Here is a 19,964-nt window from a genome sequence, read left to right on the forward strand (position 1 = left end):
AATGAAATTAAAAAGTTTATTAGTAATCGCAGTTTTGTTTTTTATATCGTGTAAACAACCAACTAAAGAAATCACAAACATTACGGTTGAAGATTTAAAAACAGAAATGAGTAACAACATTCAGTTATTAGATGTTCGTACTCCAGAAGAATGGGAACAGGGTAGTATTAAAAGTGCATTAAAAATTAATGTAAACTCTGATGATTTTGAAAAGCAAGCTCTTAGTAAGCTGTCTAAAAAAGAACCTGTTTATGTGTATTGTAAATCAGGCGGAAGAAGTTTAGTAGCCTCAGAAATATTAGTAAGTAAAGGATATAAAGTGTACAATGTTTTAGGAGGATACGACGAGTGGAAAGAAAAAAACAAAGAATAATGAAAACAGAAATTCATATAGAAAACCTTAAATGTGGTGGATGTGCATCAACTATTAAAAAAGGAATATCGGAGTTAGAAGGGATTACTTCTGTTGAAGTAGATATAGAAAATTCAATGGTTTTGGTAGAAACTGAAAAAGAAAGTTCAACAGAAATTAAAGAAAAACTTTCTAAATTAGGTTACCCTGAAGTAGGAGACAAGAACACGGTACTACACAAAGCAAAATCGTTTGTGAGTTGTGCAGTAGGAAGAGTAAATAAAGATTAAAAAAATCCCGAGCTAATGCTCGGGATTTTTTCTTTTTCTAGCATTTCCCCATTTAAAACTTAAAAGTAGCTCCTACTAAAAAGTTTGTTCCAGCTTGTGGGTAATAATATGGAGTTGTTCCCCACATATATCCGTTTGAACTATATTCTTCATCGAAAATATTATTGATCAATCCAGATAAGACGATTTCTTTAATTACGGATTTAGGTTTAAGAGTGTAACTTATATTCAAATCATTTACGAAATAACTGTCTAATGTTGATGCTGACATTTCCGTATTACTCATAAATTGAGAACCTACATATTTAGACAAGAAACTAACATTAAAATCTTCAATTGGGTTTACTACGATAGCATTACCAGCAATAAAATTTGGAGAATACGAAATATTAGTATCGCCTAAATTCGTAATTATAGTTCCGTCTGTTTCTTTTAAATCAATGTTTTTATTTTGACTTATAGTGAAATTTGGGACAACACTCAAATAATCTGAAATAGCAATATGAGCATCAACTTCTAATCCTAAACGGTAGCTTTCACCAATATTTGCTCTAATAGGTGATCCTACATTGTCAATTTCACCAGTTAACGCCAATTGATCTGTATAAAACATATAATAAATGTTGGTGTTTACTTTAATGTTTTTAGTGTTAAAACGCCAACCCAATTCAAAATCGTCTAACTGTTCTGGTTTTGGATTTCCATTTTCATAATCAGTACGGTTTGGTTCTCTATTCGCACGTGCGTATGAAAAGTATAAGCTGTTATTATTATTTAAATTATAATTAATTCCAGCTTTTGGGTTGAAAAAGTTAAAAGTATCATTTACTAAAGTAGCCTGTACTCCGTTAGCTTTGTAACTTACATTTCTATTTTGAAGATCTGCAAATAATGAAATATTATTGTTTAATTTATAAGTAGCTTTTGCAAATAAATTGAAGTCTTCTTTGTTTCCGAAATCATCATAATAATGATCCCTAATCTCACTATCAGAAGCATAACGAGCCCAAATAATTTCACCAAAATGATCACCTTCATATCTATTCCATGCACCACCGAATAAAATATCCCAATTATCGTTTTTATAGTTTAGGTTGTATGTAATTCCATAGAAATCATTGTCGAGCCATTTTCTTCTAATAAGATCAGTAGAATTTATCGTTTCAGTACCAATAGTAATTGGTGTTAAGTTATAATCAGCAAAATCATCATCTTGCTTATATTGCTCGTAAAAACCTCTTCCGTAAGTATAATGAACGGCAATATTAGAAGACAAGTTATCAGAATATTTTTGATTCCAATGTAACTGATAATGATCTTGTTTGTAGTCATCTACTTCATTATCGTAATACCCTGTAACTCCATTTTCATCCCATAAAGCTCCAGCAGAATTAAACGTGCGATCAGTTTTTAATGTTTCTCCATCGTTACCATTCCATGATTGATACGTAATTTCATGGCCACCAAAAACTAAGGTTTTAATTAAAGTGTTTTCATCAACATAACTTCCTTGTAAAAAGTATGATTTTAAATCAGAAGAAGCCCTGTCTATATAACCATCTGAAGAAATTTTAGAAACACGACCAGTAAAACTTACATGATCATTTAATTTTCCAGTTCCAGCTTTTGCAGTATATTTTTGAGTATTAAAAGAACCAAAAGAAGTTGCAACTTCTCCAAAAGCAGTATTTGAATCGCTATCTGTTAATACATTTAAACTCGCACCAAAAGCACCAGCTCCGTTTGTTGAAGTTCCAACCCCACGTTGTAATTGAATACTTTGTGTAGAAGATGCAAAATCAGGCATGTTTACCCAAAAAGTTCCTTGACTTTCAGCATCGTTATACGGAATTCCATTGATGGTAACATTTACACGAGAAGCATCTGAACCACGAACACGAATCCCTGTATAACCTACACCCGCACCAGCATCTGAGGTGGTAACGACAGAAGGTAGGTAATTCATTAGAACAGGAATGTCTTGTCCTAAATTACGTTTTTCAAGTTCTTTTTTGGTTAGGTTAGAGTGTGTAACTGGTGCATCTGCTTTTACACGAACGGCAGAAACTAAAACTTCGTCCAACACATTTTCTTCGGAAGTTAAGTCGAAAATAATGTTTGAATCATTAGTAGAAACTTCACGCTTTATGGAATAAAAACCAACATGTGAAATTTCGATAATGTGTTTACCTTTCGGAACTTTAATTTGAAAGTTTCCTTCAAGATCGGTAGATGAACCTTTTTTAAGTTCATGAATAACAACTGTAGCTCCCATTAAAGGCTCTTGATTGTTATTAACTACTTTCCCAGATAAAATGACGGATTGCGCTTGTGCAGATAAAGTGACAAACAAAAGTAAAAAAGGCATTAATTTTTTAGCTTTTTTACAGATTAAAATTAGATTCATTTTTAAATAAATTAAAATGAATAAAAAGAGGCAATTATTCTGTTGTTTTTGAATAATTAATAGTTCGATAAATTAACGTAATTATACGTAGACTTAACGTTCATTTTCCCTAAACAGCATTACCTGTTCTAGGTTCATTGGGTATGATCTCAGCCGATATAGGCACCCCTTTACGAGAACGAGGCAAAATTATAGCAAATTTTGGAATAAACATGGAAAAAATCATAATTATTATAACTGGATATATTTTAATAATTTAGTAATCTTAATTTCTCAAAATCATATGGGTAAAACATACAAACTAAAGGTTAACGAATCGTACGATTTTAATCTTAATAAAGAACAGATTACATCGTTAGATGTAGTTGAAAAACCGCAGAAAAAATACCATATTTTAGATAAAAATAAATCTTACCAAGCAGAGGTTCTTCAGTCTAATTTTAATAAAAAAACATATACAGTTCAGGTAAATGGAAATGCTTACGAAGTGAAAATTGCCGATGAATTGGATATGTTAATTAGTGAATTAGGGTTAGAAGCTACTGCAGAGAAAAAAGAAAATGATATAAAAGCACCAATGCCAGGGCTTATCGTTTCTATTGATGTTGAAGTAGGGCAAGAAGTTGCAGAAGGTGACGGAATTTTAGTGTTGGAAGCCATGAAAATGGAAAACACATTAACTGCTCCAAGAAATGGTGTGATAAAAGCGATTACTATAAAAACAGGAGATAAAGTTGAGAAGAATACAGTTTTAATTGAAATGGAGGAATAAAATGAAGAAGATTTTAATAGCAAACAGAGGGGAAATTGCATTACGAGTAATGCGTTCTGCTAAAAAAATGGGAATTAAAACAGTAGCTGTTTTTTCAGAAGCTGATAGGAATGCGCCACATGTGAAATTTGCTGATGAAGCAGTTTGCATTGGACCTGCGCCCTCAAATCAATCCTATTTACTAGGAAATAAAATTATTGAAGTAGCTAAGCAACTAGGAGTGGACGGGATTCATCCTGGATATGGATTTTTAAGTGAAAATGCAGCTTTTGGAGAAGCCGTTGCTAAAAGTGGTATCACGTTTATCGGTCCCAAATCATATGCGATTAAGGTAATGGGAAGCAAGTTAGCAGCTAAAGATGCGGTGAAAGCTTACGATATACCAATGGTTCCTGGAATTGATGAGGCAGTTACGGATGTGGCGTATGCCTCAAAAATAGCTGATGAAATAGGATACCCTATCTTAATTAAAGCTTCGGCAGGAGGTGGAGGAAAAGGTATGCGTGTGGTTTATAAAGCTGAAGATATAAAAGAACAAATGCAGCGAGCTATTTCTGAAGCAGAATCTGCTTTTGGAGATGGTTCTGTATTTATTGAAAAATATGTGAGTTCACCTCGTCATATTGAAATTCAAGTGTTGGCAGATAGTCATGGAAATGTGGTGCATTTGTTTGAGCGTGAATGTTCGGTACAACGTCGTCATCAAAAAGTAGTAGAAGAAGCTCCATCGAGTGTATTAACACCTGAGATTCGTCAAAAAATGGGAGAAGCTGCAGTAAAAGTAGCAAAAGCGTGCGATTATTTAGGAGCCGGAACCGTTGAGTTTTTATTAGATGAAAACAAAAATTTCTATTTTTTAGAAATGAATACACGTTTACAAGTTGAGCATCCGGTAACTGAATTGATTACTGGAGTTGATTTGGTGGAAGAGCAAATAAAGATTGCTCGTGGAGAAGCGTTGTCATTTACGCAAGACGATTTAAAAATTAACGGTCATTCATTAGAATTACGTGTATATGCAGAAGATCCTTTACATGATTTTATGCCAAGTATTGGCACCTTAGAAACGTATCAAATTCCGGTAGGAGAAAATATAAGAGTGGATGATGGTTTTGAAGAAGGAATGGAAATACCTATTTATTACGATCCAATGATTTCAAAGCTGATAACTTACGGTAAAACACGTGAAGAAGCTATTGAATTGATGAAACAAGCCATCAGTAATTATAAAATAAAGGGAATTGAAACGACCTTGTCTTTTGGTAAGTTTGTATGTGAACATGAGGCGTTTACTTCAGGTAATTTTGATACGCATTTTGTTAAGAATTATTATTCACCAGAAAGTTTAGAAACGACCTTTAAAACGGAAGCAGAAATTGCTGCAAAAGTTGCTTTGCAACATTATTTAAAAGAACAACAAATCTTAAAAGTGCCTACTCGTGAAATCTAAAATAGAACAATTACAAGATAAAATAGCTGAAGCCAAATTAGGTGGAGGACAAAAACGTATTGACCGTCAACATCAGAAAGGAAAATTAACTGCTCGTGAACGAATAGATTATTTTTTAGATGAAGGTTCTTTTGAAGAAGTCGGTATTTTAGTTACGCATCGTACTACCGATTTTGGAATGGACAAACAAAAGTTTTATGGAGATGGTGTAGTAACAGGTTACGGAACAGTAAATGGTCGTTTGGTGTACGTGTTTGCACAAGATTTTACGGTTTTTGGAGGTTCTCTTTCTGAAACTCATGCTGAGAAAATCTGTAAGATTATGGATTTAGCTGTGAAAATTGGAGCTCCGTTAATTGGATTAAATGATTCAGGGGGAGCACGTATTCAAGAAGGAGTTCGTTCGTTAGGTGGTTATGCGGATATTTTTTACAGAAATGTACAAGCATCCGGAGTAATTCCTCAAATTTCGGCAATTATGGGGCCTTGTGCAGGAGGAGCGGTGTATTCACCAGCAATGACCGATTTTACCATTATGGTTGAGAATTCGAGTTATATGTTTGTTACCGGACCTAACGTAGTAAAAACGGTTACTAATGAAGAAGTGACCTCGGAAGAATTAGGTGGAGCGAGTACGCATTCAACAAAATCTGGAGTTACACATTTAACAGCTGCGAATGATGTACAATGTTTAGAAGATATTAAAACATTGTTGAGCTATATGCCTCAAAATAATCAAGAAACTCCTCATAAATTATCGTTCGAATTGGATGATGAGTTCCGTGAGGAATTAGCAAATATTGTTCCTGATAATGCGAATAAGCCCTACGATATGCATGCTGTAATCGACGGAATTGCAGATACAGATTCTTTCTTTGAAATTCATAAAGATTATGCTGATAATATTGTTGTTGGTTTTGCTCGTTTAGGAGGAAGGAGTATTGGGATTGTAGCCAATCAACCGATGAGTTTAGCGGGTTGTTTAGATGTGAATAGTTCTAAAAAAGCAGCGCGTTTTACGCGTTTTTGCGATTGTTTTAACATTCCGTTATTGGTATTAGTAGATGTACCTGGGTTTTTACCGGGAACCGATCAAGAATGGAATGCAATTATTACCAATGGAGCAAAGTTACTATATGCATTAAGTGAAGCAACGGTGCCAAGAGTGAGTGTAATTACACGTAAAGCGTACGGTGGAGCCTATGATGTAATGAACTCAAAACACATTGGAGCTGATATGAATTTTGCGTGGCCTTCTGCAGAAATTGCAGTAATGGGAGCAAAAGGAGCCAGTGAAATTATCTTTAAAAAGGAAATTGCCGAAGCTGAAGATCATGAGGCTAAATTAGCAGAGAAAGAAGCTGAGTATGCTGAGTTATTTGCAAATCCGTATACAGCTGCTGAAAGAGGATTTGTAGACGAGGTAATTTTACCGCAAGAAACTCGTAGAAAGTTAATCAAAGCTTTTGCGATGTTAGAAGGTAAAAAAGTAGAAAGACCGAATAGAAAACACGGAAATATTCCATTATAAAAACTTCAATTATGAGTACATCTAAAGGATTAATAAAATGGCATGAGTTTGTAAAAACAAGAAATACATCAAATTTGGATGAATTTATTGATGATAATGCGGTTTTATATTCGCCAGTTGTGTGGACTCCTGTAGAGGGAAAATTTATGGTTACCATGTATTTAATGGCTGCGGCTAAAATTATAGCAAACGATCATTTTAAATATGTTAGAGAAGTTGTTGATAAAGAGAATGCTATTTTAGAATTTGCAACAGAAATAGATGGAATTACCGTTGAAGGTGTTGATATGGTAACGTTTACTGATGAAGGGAAATTGAAAGAAATAAAAGTGATGATACGACCTTTAAAAGCAGTCAATATTGTGCATCAAAAAATGGGAGAGTATTTAGAAAAGATGAAAGGCTAGTCTAAACGGGGTTTTTTACGTAGTGATTTTTTAAATGCATGCTTGCGTTTGTTTTCTGCTTTTTTAAGAATTGAAGATTTACTAGGTTTTGTCGCTTTTCTAACTTTAGGTCGTTTTAATCCTTGTTTGATGATTTCTAAAAAACGTTGAATTGCAATTTCTTTATTTCTGTGTTGTGAACGACTTTCTTGAGAGGTAAGAATGAGAATGTTCTCTTTGGTTAGTTTAGCGGATAAATTTTTAAGCAACAATTCCTTTTCTTCTTCAGACAATCCTTCGGAAGCTGGTAGGTTAAAAGATAACTCAATTTTAGAGGAAACTTTATTTACATGTTGTCCACCAGCACCCGAACTACGAATAGCTTTAAAGTTTAGTTCTCTTATAAGTTGTTCGGTATTCATTGTTAAATAGGGTAATTTGGATTGTCTAAATTTTGATGTAGAAAATGCATATCTAAATCAGATAACGTATCAGAAAAAGAATATAAGTTCTCTTTTTTTGCAAGGAGTTTATCTATTACTTCTGTAGCTTCCTTTAATCGTGTTTCCTTATCGCCTTTTAATAAAACATATGGGCGATTGTATTTTATTAGGGTGTTTTCAAAAGCTTTAAACATTTCTAAACGTTGTTCTGGTCTATCGCGTAAATCATCTTCTTCCCAAGGCGTATCTATATAGGTTAAAAAGTAAACATCATAGGTGTTTTCAATAGCAGCTTTATCTAGTTTAGGATCAACAAAACCACCATAATATTCTTCAGAATAGACTTTGGTTTCCAATAAATCGGTGTCGCAGATTAATATTTTATCAGCTTTTCTTGCGAGTTCATTTTCTAATTGTATTTGTCCTTCCGCGATGGGAATTAAATCTTTTTGCTCACAAGTTTTACGTTCGTTATTCCATTTATCTTGTAAAAACTCACGCGCATATTCAGGAGCCCAAACTGTATTGTAATGACGCGCTAACTGACCAGAGAGAGTTGTTTTTCCGGTGCTTTCAGGTCCAAATAAAACTACCTTTATAAGGTTGATAGGTTGTTGTTTAAGTGTTTTTTCCATGCTAAATATCCTGAGATTGCTATAAAGGTAAAGATTAAATATTGAAAGCTAGTAAAGGTAAAGCCTTTATAAAAGTATAAGGGAACAGAAATTATATCACCAATAATCCAGTAAATCCAGTTTTCAATTTTTCGTTTTGCCATGAGCCACATTCCTACAAAAAAGATGGCTGTGGTAACTGTATCAACATATGCTGTCCAGCTCGTCCATTTATCAAAAAAGGTATACACAGCGTATACAAATAGAAGTGTTCCTAAAAAGATGAACACACTTTGTTTTTTCTCTTTGGATGTGGTTTCTGAAATTGGAGTTACATGAGTTTCGTCCACTTTACTAGTCCAAATATACCATCCGTATACACTCATGATAAAATAGTAACCGTTGATCATCATATCACCTAACAATTCCCATTTTAATAATAGATAAACAAAAATTACAGTACTAACCATTCCTGTTGGAAAGACCAGAATATTATTCTTTTTAGAATACCAAACCGATAAAAAACCGAAGATAACTGCGATGATTTCTAAAGAAATATCTAGAGTTGAATATTCGTAATACTGCCCGAAGAAAAAATCAAAAATGTGGTTCATAGTCGCTACGATCAGATTTTACAATTTTCATATATAATAAACCTTTGTCAATTAATTCAAAAGCTTCTTTTATTTCGGTGGTTAAGAGTTGCATTACTTGATCATATTCTCCATACACTTGAGTACTTAAAGGGTTTTCAAGAACAGTTAAACCTGATTCTCTTAATTTTTTAATAAAGTTTATGATAGGTTCTTCAAATTCGTTTTGAAGAGGAGTGAGGGTGAGTTCTACTGAAATGTTCATTTTTTTGAATGATAGTTATAGAACAAATATAAAGTTTGAAGATGTCATTCCTACGAAAGCAGTAATCTTTTTATAAGATTAACTTTCACTGAACTCACATTTATTTCCTACACAGGAATGATAAATCTTTTTTAAAATGCATACACACAAGTAAAACCATCTATTTCTAAGAAGTGCACATCATAACCAAATGTTTCTCCATCATATCTAATTTCAGCAGTGGTATTATCATTTTCGAACGAAAAATCTTCTACATAAATGTTTTCTAAAAAACGCAATTGTTTTTTTCCGTAGATTTTATACAAACTTTCTTTAGCTCCCCAAACAATGGTTAATTTACTAACCAAAGCCTCGTGGTTAGCGATCGTATTATATTCTTCAATAGGTGTAAACTTGTGCGCTATTTTTACAATTTTATCACGTTGTTTTTCAATGTCAATTCCAACGGGTTTATTATCAGAAACAATTAAGGCAGAAAAAGTAAATGAGTGTGTGATAGAAATGTGTTTTCCGTTTTTTAAATGAGGCTTTCCAAATTCATCATAGACCAAATCATCATCAGCATAACCTACCTCTTTTAGTAAGTGCCTAACACTCAAAAACCCTCTTCGATGTATTTCAGATTTCATAGAACTGACTCTATCTGTACTGTTTTTAGTAAGTTGAATTCCAACAGATAACTCTTCAAAAGATTCTTCAATCTTCCAAATCAATGCTTTAGTGTTTTCGTTTACCGTTAATGTTTTATAAAGAGGCATATTTTAAAAAGTTATTCCGTAATTTTGCAATTCTTAAAATTGAAATTAAATATACAAAAATATGAGCACAAAAACCGCTACATACGTTCCTTACAAAGTTAAAGATATTTCTTTAGCCGATTGGGGAAGAAAAGAAATTGAATTAGCAGAGGCAGAAATGCCTGGATTAATGAGTTTACGTGAAGAGTACAAAAATGAGCAACCTTTAAAAGGAGCAAGGATAGCAGGATGTTTACACATGACGATTCAAACTGCTGTTTTAATTGAAACATTGGTAGCTTTAGGTGCAGATGTAACTTGGAGTTCTTGTAATATTTTTTCAACGCAAGATCAAGCAGCTGCTGCAATTGCTGCTGCAGGTATACCAGTGTATGCATGGAAAGGAATGAACGAAGAAGAGTTTGATTGGTGTATAGAACAAACATTATTCTTTGGTGAAGATAAGGAGCCATTAAACATGATTTTAGATGATGGTGGAGATTTAACAAACATGGTGTTAGATCGTTATCCTGAATTAGCAGGTGGAATTAAAGGTATTTCTGAAGAAACGACTACAGGTGTTCACCGTTTATACGAAAGAGTTAAAAATGGAACATTACCAATGCCGGCAATCAATATTAATGATTCGGTTACAAAATCTAAATTTGATAACAAATACGGATGTCGTGAATCTGCAGTAGATGCAATTCGTCGTGCAACAGATATTATGTTGGCCGGAAAAAGAGTAGTAGTTTGTGGTTATGGTGATGTTGGTAAAGGTACTGCTGCTTCTTTTAAAGGGGCTGGTTCTATTGTTACTGTAACAGAAATCGATCCTATTTGTGCTTTACAAGCTGCAATGGATGGTTTTGAAGTTAAAAAATTAGAAACGGTTGTAGGTAACGCAGATATTGTAATTACAACTACCGGAAATAAAGATATCGTTCGTGCTGAGCATTTTGAAGCAATGAAAGATAAAACTATCGTATGTAACATTGGTCACTTCGATAATGAAATTCAAATGGCTTGGTTAAATGATAATTACGGAGCTACTAAAGTTGAAATTAAGCCTCAGGTTGATAAATATACAATTGCTGGAAAAGATATCATCATTTTGGCAGAAGGACGTTTAGTAAATTTAGGTTGTGCAACTGGGCACCCAAGTTTTGTAATGTCTAATTCATTTACAAACCAAACTCTAGCACAAATTGAGCTTTGGAAAGATGGTGCTAAATACAACAACGAGGTATATATGTTACCAAAACATTTAGATGAGAAAGTAGCAAAATTACACTTAGCGAAGATCGGTGTTGAGTTAACAGAGTTAAAACAAGATCAAGCTGATTATATTGGTGTGACGGTTGAAGGACCATTTAAGCCAGAGTATTATAGATACTAAGATTTAGAATTAAGATATAAAAAAATCCCGCAACGTAGTTGTGGGATTTTTTTTATCATCGTTTTGAATTTTATAAATTCAATGTATTTAATAATTCTATTAATTTTGGATCTGAAGGTCTCGGTGCATTTGCGTCTACGATATTTCCTTGTGGATCTATTAAGATAAAACGAGGAATACTACTTACTTTATAATCAGTGAAAAATTGTTTATTATCACCTGCGTATAATTGAATACCACCTAAATTTTTCTCAGTAACCATATCTTTCCATTCAAAATAATCTTCTTGACGGTCGGTAGAAATACTTACAAACTCTATGTTTTTTCCGTGGAATTGTTTTTCCACTTTTTGCAAAAAAGGAATTTCTTGTTTACAAGGATTACACCAAGTTGCCCATACATCTATATAAACGTATTTACCTTTTAAATCATCTAAAGAAGTTTCACCTCCTTTAAAATTTTCATAACCCGTAAATTTTGGAGATACCTTACCTTTCGCTAAAACAGTGGTAAGGTAACTTTTCTCTTCATACATTCTACTAACGTATTTTTGTAAACCTTCTATGTTTTGCTTTTGAAATGAAACAAAAGAAGTGTCTAAAGATTTATTTGCTAATCTTTTATCGAAGTCTGCTATAAAATCATTTATTTTTGTGTCAAAATCTGCTTTAGGTAAACTATATAAATTTTCATCTGAAAAAAGACTTTCTTGAGCTAAAGATGAGGTTGCTAAAAAGTTACTTTCATCTGCGCCGCTACCAGAAAATTTAACAGTTTCGTCAAATTCTTTAGTATCTAAAGTCATGTTAATTTCGTCTCCGTTTTGAAAATAAACGGTAGCGTATTCTTTACCATCGAAAACAGAAAAGAATCCGTTTTCTACTTTCATAGTATCCTTGAAAACACCATTCTCGTCTACCTTAATAACGCGACTAAAACCTACTTGAGGATTAGAAACAACTATGGAGTCTGAGTTTTTATTGGTAATTTTTCCTGAAAAAGTAACATAATCATTACTTTTTTTACAAGAAATAATTGAGATGGCAAGAATGGATAAATAAACTAATTTTTTCATTATTATTTAATTAAGAGTAAGGAGTAAATTTACATATAAAAATATAATAACCTATATCAAATAAAAATTAATCACTAGCACAATGCTTTTTTCTGAAGTTATTTATTTTTTCTAGAGAAACTTTTTCATGATCCATTTTGTACTCATTTTTTGCTTTTGGAAACAAGAAAGCTACAATATAAACAACAATAATTAAAAAGGGAATGCTAAAAACGACTACAAAAATAAATAGGACTATTTTAGCAAATAAATCTCCTTCTTCAAATTTTTCATCTTTATCATAACAGTAGGCTACAAAACAATGTTCAATTCCATCGAGGGGTTTAAAGGTGAAGTTTACAACGTTTTCTAAGAGTTTCCAAAACCAGTTTGGGTTTCCATTTTCATTATGCATAAAATACCCAATTCGTGCAGAAATAGTGTTGTCAGGGTTTCCTTTAGCAAGCGTATTACCAAATTGATCGAGAGACACTAAAATATTAACAAACCAACTTTGTTTGCGTTCAATATGCTCTTTGCTAATTAATTGGCAATAATTTTCTTTATCTATCATGTTAACTTAACCAACCTTCTCTATCTAAACTTCTGTATTGAATAGCTTCTGCTATATGATTCGGTTGAATATCATCCGATTTTGACAAATCAGCAATTGTGCGGGATACTTTTAAAATTCTATCATATGCCCTTGCAGATAAGTTCAACCTTTCCATTGCTGTTTTTAATAAATTTTTACTTTCCTCGGACAATTTACAAAATCTTCTAATTTGTTTCACACTCATTTGTGCATTGTAATGAATGTTTTCAAAATCTCTATAACGATTCGATTGAATTTCACGAGCAATGGTTACGCGCTCTCTAATTTGCACACTACTTTCTCCTTTACGTTCTTCGGAAAGTTTATCGAAAGGTACAGGGGTCACTTCAATATGAATATCTATTCTATCTAACAAAGGTCCAGAAACTTTACTCAAATAACGTTGCATTTCTGCAGGTGATGAGGTAACAGGGCTTTTGTTATCGTTAAAATATCCTGACGGACTCGGGTTCATACTCGCTACTAACATAAAACTACTTGGGTAATTTACCGTGAAACGTGCTCTAGAGATTGTAACCTCTCTATCTTCTAAAGGTTGCCTCATTACCTCTAAAACGGTTCGTTTGAATTCTGGTAATTCATCTAAAAATAAAACTCCGTTGTGAGCTAGAGATATTTCACCAGGTTGTGGATATTGTCCCCCGCCTACTAAGGCTACGTCTGAAATAGTGTGGTGAGGAGAACGAAAAGGACGCTGAAACATAAGTCCGTTATTTTTTACTTTCCCCACCACCGAATGAATTTTGGTAGTTTCTAAAGCCTCATGCAAAGTCATGGGGGGTAAAATTGATGGTAAACGTTTTGCCAACATAGTTTTTCCTGCTCCAGGTGGACCTATTAATATAATATTATGACCACCAGCAGCCGCAATTTCCATACAACGTTTTATACTTTCTTGTCCTTTTACATCTGAAAAATCAAATTCAGGAAAATCGATGTTTTTATAAAACTCAGCTCTTGTGTCTACAATAGTTGGTTTGAGCAGTTCATCACCATTAAAATGATTGATTACTTGCATAATACTATCCACACCAAAAACTTTTATGTCGTTAACAATAGCTGCTTCTTTCGCATTTTCCTTCGGAAGAATAAAATATTTAAACCCTTCTTCACGTGCTTTAATAGCAATAGGTAACGCTCCTTTTATAGGCTGTAAACTACCATCTAAAGATAATTCTCCCATAATGATATAATCACCAATATTTTCTGATTTAATTTGATGGGAAGCTGCTAAGATTCCCATAGCAATCGTAAGATCATATGAAGCTCCTTCTTTACGAATATCAGCAGGAGCCATATTGATAATGATTTTTTTACCGGGAAGTTTGTAGTTGTTATTATTAAGTGCTGCAGATATTCTATAAGAACTTTCTTTAACCGCATTATCAGGTAAACCGACCAGATGATAGCCAATACCTTTATCAATATTCACTTCAACAATAATTGTAGTGGCTTCAATACCAAAAACGGCACTGCCATAAACTTTTACAAGCATACTTTTTCTTTTCAATAAAGATATATAAAAAATATAAAGTGTTAGAAATCATCAACTTCATATTTTTTTATTTTAAAAAGAGAATATGTTAATGTTTGTTATACTATGTTAATAACAACACAAAAATAACATTATAAAAATACAATGTTCTTAAAAAAATCATATATTTGATGACGTTATGTTAATTTAAAAAGCTCCCCCGCTATGAAAGATACACTATTTTTGTTAGTGCAGAAACTGCTATCTAACAATAAAATTCACTTTGATAAAAAAGAACTTTCTTTTCAAATTCAGAGCCATCCTTCTTATCCAAGTTTACATGCTGTAACAGGTGTTTTAGATCATTTTAATATTGAGAATGTTGCTGCTGAGGTTCCTGTAGATTTAGAAACTTTAAAACAATTACCAGATAGCTTTCTTGCACAAATACATACTGACAAAGGAAATGATTTGGTAGTTGTTGAAAAAAACAGCAAAGAATCGAACTATCATATTTTTTCTGCAAATAATAAAAAAGAGAAGTATACAGAAAGTGTTTTTTTAGAAAAGTTTACGGGAATTATTGTTGCTATAGAAAAACCAGAAAATGAAACAGTTGAAAGTTCTGGGGTCAAAAATAAATTTTTGCTTGGAATCTTAGTAGGTGCTTTAGTGTTTATTGTTTTTTATAAAAATCCTGAATTAAGTGTTATTGGGCATTTGTTTTTGTCTTTAGTGGGTATAATGATTAGTTTGGTTATTCTTAAACAAGAAAACGGTGAAGAAACTGTAATTGGCAATGCGTTTTGCTCTGGCAATACAGAAAAAAAAGACTGTGATGCTGTATTAAGCTCTAAAGGAGCAGCACTTATTAAAGGGCATAAACTAAGCGATTTAAGTTTGATTTATTTTTCTGGATTAACAATCTCGACCTTATTGCTGTTACCGAATTTTTCTGTAGTTTATCTGATAAGTTTTTTAGCATTTCCTATTACGCTTTATTCAATATATTATCAATATGCTGTTGTGAAAAAATGGTGCTTATTATGTTTAACAATCGTTGGAGTACTTTGGTTACAATCTGCTATAGCTTTAATAAATATTCAAGCTTTAAATAATTATTCTTTTTATCCTATAGTACTGTCCTTATTGGGCTTTACATCTGTTTATATAATTTGGAATTATTTAAAACCTCTTTTCTTAGATGTAAATAGTCTTAAAAAAGATAAGATAGAACATATAAAGTTTAAGAGGAATTATGCATTGTTTGATAGTTTACTTCAAAAATCACCAACCTTAAATACCAGAGTAAACAGTTCAAAAGAAATTATTTTCGGCAATAAAGACTCTAAATTAGAAATTGTTGTGGTAACGAACCCTTTTTGTGGTCATTGTAGACCTGTACACAAAGTAATAGAAGATATTTTAAAGAGGTATAAAAATAATGTTAAAATAATTATACGTTTTAATATAGCGATTGATAATCTTGATGCCAACGGAGTTAGAGTTGCAAGTCGATTAATAGAATTATTTAACACTAAAAGTGAACAAGAGTGCTTACAAGCAATGCATGATATTTATGAAGGAGAAGAGGTTGGAAGATGGTTAAGTAAATGGGGGAATACTCAAAACATAGAAGTAAGTTTAAGTGTTTTAGAAGTTGAAAAAGAGTGGTGTACAAAGAATGCTATTAATTTTACTCCTGAGATTTTACTAAACGGAAAATCGTACCCAAAAGAATACAAAAGAGAAGACTTACTATTTTTTGTAGAAGAATTAGAAGAAAGCTGTTGTACTGAAACAGTAAACACTCAACTAGTAAATTAAAATAACAAAGCCCCATATGGGGCTTTGTGTTTAAACATATTCTCTCGCGAAGAATAGACACAAACGGTGAGTGTCTTAAAATGTTCGCCACAAAAGTAGCTTTAAAATTTTAATTATGAAAAAAACAATTTTAAACTTAGGAAAAGCTTTAAATAAAGCGGAACAAAAAGAAGTTTTTGGAGGAGCCCCTCCATCTGGAGACTGTAATGCACCAAGAGTTGAATGTTATAATCCAAATAATCATACTTGGTCTTGTAAACTGGAAGAAGATTGTCTATGGTAAACAAAATAATTCAATTAAACTAATCACTTGAATATGAAATAGATTTGATTGATTAGGGTTAGTTTATTCATTAAAAATAATCTTTCACGCGGAATAGACACACATGTCTTGAGTGTCTTAAAGGTAATCAAGGAGTTATAATTTTTTTTAATCTTATTTATTATGAAAAAACAAATTTTAAATTTAGGAAAAGCCTTAAATAAGGCAGAGCAAAAATTAATTAATGGAGGTAAAGAGCAATGTGATTCTCATTATCAATGCGGATCCGGTAGTTGTTGTAATACTTCAGGATGGTGTCAAAAATTCGGAGACCAAGGAAATACGGGTTTTTTATGTGATGGTAGCCTAATAAACTTGTAAAAAGAAAATAAAGAGATATTAATTTAAGGTTAATATCTCTTTATCAATATTTTTTCTTTCGCGAAGAATAGACATAGACCTTGAGTGTCTTAAAATGATCAAGGATTTACACTATTTTAAATCTTAATTATTATGAAAAAATCAATTCTAGACTTAGGAAAGACTTTAAATAAAGCAGAACAAAAAGAAATTTTTGGAGGAAAGTTAGATAATTTTCTTGACCAATATGAGGGTTGTGGATTTGGAACATGCATGAATAATTTTGGCAGATGTTCGGCGTCGGCATGTTGTTGGAATAATCAAAATCCAGAAGATACTTATTATAGTAATTGTAATTAAATTTTTTATAAAGTAAAAAAGAATATTAAAAATCCGCTATTTACCTACAAGCCGAAACCGAAGATTATAAGTCTACGTGTATTAAAACTATAGTTGATAGGTATAAGGGTTAATTGGAGTTTGGTGAAAAAAAATCTTTCGCGAAGAATAGACACAAACCTTGAGTGTCTTAAAATGATCAAGGGTTTAACAATTTTAAATCTTATTTATTATGAAAAAACAAATTTTAAACTTAGGAAAAGCTTTAAACAAAACTGAACAAAAAGAAATTAATGGAGGCTGTGAAGGATGTATACCTGGAGGTTCTGGAGGAGGTTCTGGAGGAGGTTCTGGAACAGTTTGCTCAAACGTCACAACATGTGGTCCAGGAAAATGTTATAGTTTAAGTTCTTGTAGATGTGTTGTGGGTATGTGGGATTCTTATGGTAATTGTATATAGTATTACACGTTTCTAAACTTAAAAGTAAAGCTAAAAATCTAAAGTCTGTGTTATAGCAGGCTTTAGATTATTAAAAAAAAATAATTTTTGAAAAAATTTCCAAACTACAAACAAACAGAGGCTAAAGATTGTGGGCCAACATGTATAAAAATCATAGCAAAATACTATGGTAAACTTATTAATACACAGCAATTACGAAGTTTAAGCGAAACTACCCGGGAAGGTAGTAGTTTACTAGGTTTAAGTGATGCTGTGGAATCAGTTGGTTTTAAGTCTTTAGGGATAAAGCTGGCCTATAATAAATTATTAGAAGCACCTTTACCTTGCATTGTACACTGGAATAAAAACCACTATGTCGTTGTTTATAAAATTAGAAAAAATATCATTTATATCTCTGATCCAGCACACGGACTAATAACTTACACGAAAGAAGAATTCATCAAACATTGGATAGGAAACAATGCAGATGAAAACACAGAAGAAGGAATTGCCTTATTAGTAGAACCTACTCCAAAATTTTACCAAGAGGAGTTTGAGAAAGATGAAAAATTTGGTTTTGGATTTATTTTTAAATATTTAATCAAATACAAAAAATTTGTCGCCCAGTTAATTATTGGATTGTTGGCTGGTAGTTTATTGCAATTAATTCTCCCTTTTTTAACACAAAGTATCGTAGATGTAGGTATCAAAAATCAAGATTTAAATTTTGTGTATTTAATTTTAATAGCTCAACTATTATTATTTCTAGGAAAAGCATCGTTAGAAATTATACGAAGTTGGATTTTATTACACTTAAGCAGCCGAATTAATATTTCTTTGATTTCTGATTTTTTCATCAAGTTAATGAAATTACCTATTTCTTATTTTGATGTGAGAATGACAGGAGATTTATTACAAAGAATTAATGATCATAAACGAATAGAAAGAATTTTAACCACTTCTTCACTAACTGTTCTGTTTTCATTTTTTAACCTTATTATTTTCAGTATCGTACTGATGTATTACAGTGTTCAGATTTTTGGAGTTTTTGTGTTGGGAAGCGTCTTGTATTTTGGTTGGGTATTGTTTTTCTTCAAAAAACGTAAAGAGTTAGACTATAAACGTTTTTCAGAAGTAAGTCAAGAACAAAGTAAGGTTATTGAGTTGATTAACGGTATGCAAGAAATTAAATTGCATAATGCAGAAAGACGCATGCGATGGAACTGGGAATATGTGCAAGCACGTCTATTTAAAGTAGCTACCAAAAGTTTGGCCTTAGAACAAACACAAAGTGTGGGTTCTAACTTAATTAATGAACTTAAAAATATGTTCATTACCATTTTATCAGCCAAATTAGTAATTGATGGGAATATTACCTTAGGTATGATGATGGCAATTAGTTACATCGTTGGGCAATTAAACGGCCCAATAACACAGCTTATCAATTTTATGAGAGATGTACAAGATGCTCAAATATCACTTGACCGATTAGGAGAAATTCATAATATGGAAGATGAAGAAAAACCAGGTGATGAAAAAGTTACTCATATTCCAGAAAACGCAAACATACAATTAAACAATATTTCTTTTAGATATACAGGCGGATTAGAGCCTGTTTTAAAAGACTTGTCATTAGAAATACCTGCTAATAAAACGACTGCAATTGTAGGTGTGAGTGGTAGTGGAAAAACAACGTTGATGAAATTGTTATTAGGTTTTTATGAAGTAGATAAAGGAGAGATTATGATTAATAATTTCAATCTAAAAAATATATCACAAAAAGAATGGCGAAGAAACTGCGGGGTAGTAATGCAGGAAGGCTATATTTTTAATGATACCATTGCTAAAAATATAGCGGTAGGAGAAGATTATGTTGATAAAGAAAAATTAGCACACGCTATTAATGTAGCTAATATCTCCGATTATATCGACGGACTACCATTGGGTTTCAATACCAAAATAGGATCCGAAGGGTCAGGATTAAGTACGGGACAAAAACAGCGATTGCTAATAGCCAGATCTGTATATAAAAATCCAAGATTTTTATTTTTTGATGAAGCAACATCAGCTTTAGACGCAAACAATGAAAAAGTAATTATGGAAAAGTTAAATGAGTTTTTTGCAGATAAAACAGCAGTGGTCATTGCGCATAGATTAAGTACGGTAAAAAACGCACACCAAATCGTAGTGTTAGACAAAGGTAAAATTGTAGAAAAAGGAAATCATGAAGAGCTAATAGCTTTAAAAGGTAATTACTATCATTTAGTAAAGAATCAATTGAATTTAGGGAAATAAAATATAGGTTTGAACGCAGTTGAAACCAAACAAATAAAACATTCTTTCGCGAAAAATAG

The 19,964-nt window shown here is 32.3% G+C and carries 22 protein-coding genes; 13 read left to right on the forward strand and 9 right to left on the reverse strand.

What is annotated here, in order from left to right:
• Position 1: 1 nt before the first annotated feature.
• Together C7447_RS04540 and C7447_RS04545 are read left to right on the forward strand one after the other, a co-directional pair.
• Positions 2–373, forward strand: a complete 372-nt coding sequence (locus tag C7447_RS04540; protein ID WP_148869182.1) for a rhodanese-like domain-containing protein — start codon at positions 2–4, stop codon at positions 371–373.
• A complete protein-coding gene (locus C7447_RS04545; RefSeq protein ID WP_148869183.1) occupies positions 373–642 on the forward strand; it encodes a heavy-metal-associated domain-containing protein in 270 nt (89 codons plus the stop codon). The genes C7447_RS04540 and C7447_RS04545 overlap by 1 nt, the downstream gene beginning before the upstream one ends.
• 52 nt (positions 643–694) lie before the next feature.
• On the opposite strand, the gene C7447_RS04550 is transcribed toward C7447_RS04545, so the two are convergent.
• A complete protein-coding gene (locus C7447_RS04550) occupies positions 695–3,049 on the reverse strand; it encodes a TonB-dependent receptor (RefSeq protein ID WP_246143015.1) in 2,355 nt (784 codons plus the stop codon).
• Between the two features lie 283 nt (positions 3,050–3,332).
• Here C7447_RS04550 and C7447_RS04555 point away from each other — a divergent pair, with 283 nt between their 5' ends.
• Genes C7447_RS04555 through C7447_RS04570 form a run of 4 tightly spaced genes read left to right on the forward strand, consistent with a single transcriptional unit; the run spans position 3,333 to position 7,209 of the window.
• Entirely contained in the window at positions 3,333–3,821 is a 489-nt protein-coding gene (locus C7447_RS04555) for an acetyl-CoA carboxylase biotin carboxyl carrier protein subunit (RefSeq protein WP_148869185.1), read from the forward strand.
• Position 3,822: 1 nt separating this feature from the next.
• Positions 3,823–5,271: an acetyl-CoA carboxylase biotin carboxylase subunit gene (gene accC / locus C7447_RS04560; protein ID WP_148869187.1), complete on the forward strand. Its 1,449-nt coding sequence runs from the start codon at positions 3,823–3,825 to the stop codon at positions 5,269–5,271.
• Positions 5,261–6,802, forward strand: a complete 1,542-nt coding sequence (locus C7447_RS04565; RefSeq protein WP_148869189.1) for an acyl-CoA carboxylase subunit beta — start codon at positions 5,261–5,263, stop codon at positions 6,800–6,802. Before accC ends, C7447_RS04565 begins: the two co-directional genes overlap by 11 nt.
• Before the next feature lie 11 nt (positions 6,803–6,813).
• Positions 6,814–7,209: a nuclear transport factor 2 family protein gene (locus tag C7447_RS04570; RefSeq protein WP_148869191.1), complete on the forward strand. Its 396-nt coding sequence runs from the start codon at positions 6,814–6,816 to the stop codon at positions 7,207–7,209.
• On the opposite strand, the gene arfB is transcribed toward C7447_RS04570, so the two are convergent.
• The 5 genes from arfB to C7447_RS04595 all read right to left on the reverse strand — a co-directional run bounded on the left by arfB (position 7,206) and on the right by C7447_RS04595 (position 9,861).
• Entirely contained in the window at positions 7,206–7,610 is a 405-nt protein-coding gene (gene arfB, locus C7447_RS04575; RefSeq protein ID WP_148869193.1) for an alternative ribosome rescue aminoacyl-tRNA hydrolase ArfB, read from the reverse strand. The genes C7447_RS04570 and arfB overlap by 4 nt on opposite strands.
• A 2-nt stretch (positions 7,611–7,612) precedes the next feature.
• On the reverse strand, positions 7,613–8,266 hold the full coding sequence (locus C7447_RS04580) for an AAA family ATPase (protein WP_148869194.1): 654 nt from the start codon (positions 8,264–8,266) through the stop codon (positions 7,613–7,615).
• The gene (gene pnuC, locus C7447_RS04585) at positions 8,227–8,859 is read right to left on the reverse strand and encodes a nicotinamide riboside transporter PnuC (RefSeq protein ID WP_148869196.1); all 633 of its coding nucleotides are present in this window, start codon (positions 8,857–8,859) and stop codon (positions 8,227–8,229) included. Before pnuC ends, C7447_RS04580 begins: the two co-directional genes overlap by 40 nt.
• The gene (locus C7447_RS04590; protein ID WP_148869198.1) at positions 8,843–9,103 is read right to left on the reverse strand and encodes a thiamine-binding protein; all 261 of its coding nucleotides are present in this window, start codon (positions 9,101–9,103) and stop codon (positions 8,843–8,845) included. Before C7447_RS04590 ends, pnuC begins: the two co-directional genes overlap by 17 nt.
• Positions 9,104–9,234: 131 nt before the next feature.
• A complete protein-coding gene (locus tag C7447_RS04595) occupies positions 9,235–9,861 on the reverse strand; it encodes a 4'-phosphopantetheinyl transferase family protein (RefSeq protein WP_148869200.1) in 627 nt (208 codons plus the stop codon).
• A gap of 61 nt (positions 9,862–9,922) precedes the next feature.
• Here C7447_RS04595 and ahcY point away from each other — a divergent pair, with 61 nt between their 5' ends.
• A complete protein-coding gene (gene ahcY, locus C7447_RS04600; protein WP_148869202.1) occupies positions 9,923–11,239 on the forward strand; it encodes an adenosylhomocysteinase in 1,317 nt (438 codons plus the stop codon).
• Between the two features lie 70 nt (positions 11,240–11,309).
• Here the strand turns inward: ahcY and C7447_RS04605 are convergent, their stop codons facing one another.
• The 3 genes from C7447_RS04605 to C7447_RS04615 all read right to left on the reverse strand — a co-directional run bounded on the left by C7447_RS04605 (position 11,310) and on the right by C7447_RS04615 (position 14,404).
• Positions 11,310–12,314 carry a TlpA family protein disulfide reductase gene (locus C7447_RS04605; protein ID WP_148869204.1) on the reverse strand — a complete coding sequence of 335 codons (1,005 nt, stop codon included), beginning with the start codon at positions 12,312–12,314 and terminating at the stop codon, positions 11,310–11,312.
• A 67-nt stretch (positions 12,315–12,381) separates the two neighbouring features.
• Positions 12,382–12,867 carry a hypothetical protein gene (locus C7447_RS04610; RefSeq protein WP_148869206.1) on the reverse strand — a complete coding sequence of 162 codons (486 nt, stop codon included), beginning with the start codon at positions 12,865–12,867 and terminating at the stop codon, positions 12,382–12,384.
• Between the two features lies 1 nt (position 12,868).
• Positions 12,869–14,404, reverse strand: coding sequence for a YifB family Mg chelatase-like AAA ATPase (locus C7447_RS04615; protein ID WP_148869208.1), 1,536 nt, complete (start codon positions 14,402–14,404; stop codon positions 12,869–12,871).
• A gap of 204 nt (positions 14,405–14,608) precedes the next feature.
• Between C7447_RS04615 and C7447_RS04620 the strand changes: the two genes are divergently transcribed.
• The 6 genes from C7447_RS04620 to C7447_RS04640 all read left to right on the forward strand — a co-directional run bounded on the left by C7447_RS04620 (position 14,609) and on the right by C7447_RS04640 (position 19,905).
• Positions 14,609–16,210 (forward strand): vitamin K epoxide reductase family protein, encoded by a 1,602-nt coding sequence (locus C7447_RS04620; RefSeq protein WP_148869210.1) that lies wholly within the window; start codon positions 14,609–14,611, stop codon positions 16,208–16,210.
• 115 nt (positions 16,211–16,325) lie between these two features.
• Positions 16,326–16,493, forward strand: coding sequence for a hypothetical protein (locus C7447_RS14730; RefSeq protein ID WP_170245903.1), 168 nt, complete (start codon positions 16,326–16,328; stop codon positions 16,491–16,493).
• A 162-nt stretch (positions 16,494–16,655) separates the two neighbouring features.
• Positions 16,656–16,853: a hypothetical protein gene (locus tag C7447_RS04625; RefSeq protein WP_148869212.1), complete on the forward strand. Its 198-nt coding sequence runs from the start codon at positions 16,656–16,658 to the stop codon at positions 16,851–16,853.
• 132 nt (positions 16,854–16,985) lie between these two features.
• Complete coding sequence (locus C7447_RS04630) at positions 16,986–17,192, forward strand: hypothetical protein (RefSeq protein WP_148869214.1); 207 nt, start codon at positions 16,986–16,988, stop codon at positions 17,190–17,192.
• 211 nt (positions 17,193–17,403) lie between these two features.
• Positions 17,404–17,631 (forward strand): hypothetical protein, encoded by a 228-nt coding sequence (locus C7447_RS04635; protein ID WP_148869216.1) that lies wholly within the window; start codon positions 17,404–17,406, stop codon positions 17,629–17,631.
• Between the two features lie 87 nt (positions 17,632–17,718).
• Positions 17,719–19,905: a peptidase domain-containing ABC transporter gene (locus C7447_RS04640; protein ID WP_148869218.1), complete on the forward strand. Its 2,187-nt coding sequence runs from the start codon at positions 17,719–17,721 to the stop codon at positions 19,903–19,905.
• Positions 19,906–19,964 lie beyond the last annotated feature (59 nt).

Origin of the sequence: Tenacibaculum adriaticum (assembly GCF_008124875.1) — a bacterium.
Lineage (GTDB): Bacteria > Bacteroidota > Bacteroidia > Flavobacteriales > Flavobacteriaceae > Polaribacter > Polaribacter adriaticus.